The following is a 1,843-nucleotide window of genomic DNA, read 5'->3' as shown; positions in this document are numbered from 1 at the left end:
TCGTGTCGACCGACAAGGCCGTGAACCCCGCCAACGTCATGGGGGCCACCAAGCGCATGTGCGAGATGGTCGTGCAGCGCTACGCCGCCGTGTCGAACACCGTGTTCGCCGCGGTGCGCTTCGGCAACGTGCTGGGGAGCCACGGGAGCGTCATCCCGCTGTTCAAGCGCCAGCTCAGGGAGGGCGGCCCCGTCACGGTCACCCACCGCGACATCACCCGCTACTTCATGACCATCCCCGAGGCCTCCCGCCTCGTGATCACGGCGGGCGCGCTCGCCCGCGGCGGCGAGATCTTCGTGCTCGACATGGGCGAGCCGGTGAGGATATGGGACCTCGCCGAGAACCTGGTCCGGCTCTCGGGGCTCGTGCCCGGCCGCGACGTCGAGGTCGTGGAGACGGGCCTGCGCCCCGGGGAGAAGATGTACGAGGAGCTGCGCATGGGCGCCGAGGAGGCGCGCCCCACCTCGGACGGGCGCATCACGGTGCTGACCGCGGCCCAGCCCGAGGTGGGCGACGTGGGGAGGCGCCTCGAGATCCTTCGCGCGTCCCTCGGCGGCACCAACGACGACGTCAGGCGGGCGCTGGCCGAGGCCGTGCCGACGTACCGCCCGGATATCAGAGACGACAAGGAGGGCTCGCATGCTGCGCGGCCTTGATGACATCACCCCCTTCGGCGAGAGGCTGTGGCTCTCGTCGCCGACGATGCACGGCGAGGAGCTGCGCTACGTCACCGAGGCCTACGAGACGAACTGGATGTCGACCGTGGGCGCGAACATCGACGAGGTCGAGCGCCTCGTGCGCGAGGAGGTGGGCGCCCGTCATGCGGTGGCCCTCTCGAGCGGCACCGCGGCGCTCCACCTCGCCGTGAGGCTCGCCGGGGTGAGGCCCGGCGACGAGGTGCTCTGCAGCGACCTGACCTTCGACGCCACGGTGAACCCCGTGGCCTACGAGGGCGGGGTCCCGGTGTTCGTGGACTCAGAGCCCGGCACCTGGAACATGGACCCGGCGGCCCTCGAGCGCGCCTTCGGGCTGCACCCGCGGGCGAGGGTGGTCGTGGTGGCCCACCTCTACGGCGTGCCCGCCAGGATGGACGAGATCCTGTCCGTCGCCCGCGCGCACGGCGCGGTGGTCGTGGAGGACGCCGCCGAGTCCCTGGGGGCGTCCTACCTGGGCCGCCAGACGGGGTCCCTCGGCGACCTCGGCGTCGTGAGCTTCAACGGCAACAAGGTCATCACGGGCTCCGCGGGCGGCATGCTGCTCACGGACGACGAGGGGGCCGCGGCCAAGGCCCGCAAGTGGTCCACCCAGGCGCGCGAGGCGGCGCCCTGGTACCAGCACGAGGAGCTCGGCTACAACTACCGCATGAGCAACGTGGTCGCCGGCGTGGTGCGCGGGCAGATGCCGCACTTGGGTGAGCACGTGGCCCGCAAGAGGGAGATCTACGAGCGCTACCGGGAGGGCCTGGCGGGCCTGCCCGCGTCCATGAACCCCTACGACGCGGAGGCCTCCGATCCGAACTTCTGGCTCTCCTGCCTGCTCGTAGACGAGGACGCCATGTGCCGGCAGGTGCGCGGCGAGCGCGACGTGCTCTACGCCCCCGAGCCGGGCAGGTCCTGCCCGCACGAGATACTCGACGCCCTGGCCGCAGTGAACGCCGAGGGGCGCCCGGTGTGGAAGCCCATGCACCTGCAGCCGGTCTACCGCAACCACCCCTTCGTCACCCGCGAGGGCGACGGGCGCGCCCGCACGAACGCCTACGCCGGCGACGGGCGGGCGCCCGACGTGGGCGCCGACCTGTTCCGCCGCGGCGTGTGCCTGCCCTCCGACGTCAAGATGACGCCCG

2 protein-coding genes are annotated in these 1,843 nt (G+C 72.0%); both read left to right on the top strand.

The window, feature by feature from the left end; all coding sequences use genetic code 11:
* On the top strand, positions 1-656 hold a 656-nt coding region (locus G7Y49_RS11900; protein ID WP_165174102.1), incomplete at its 5' end, for a polysaccharide biosynthesis protein.
* On the top strand, positions 640-1,843 hold a 1,204-nt coding region (locus G7Y49_RS11895), incomplete at its 3' end, for an aminotransferase class V-fold PLP-dependent enzyme (protein ID WP_165174100.1). The genes G7Y49_RS11900 and G7Y49_RS11895, both read left to right, overlap by 17 nt.

The sequence above is a fragment of the Adlercreutzia sp. ZJ242 genome, from assembly GCF_011038995.1.
Taxonomy (GTDB): domain Bacteria; phylum Actinomycetota; class Coriobacteriia; order Coriobacteriales; family Eggerthellaceae; genus CAAEEV01.
The sequence above is the reverse complement of the archived record's forward strand: the minus strand, read 5'-3'. Positions and strand labels throughout refer to the sequence as shown.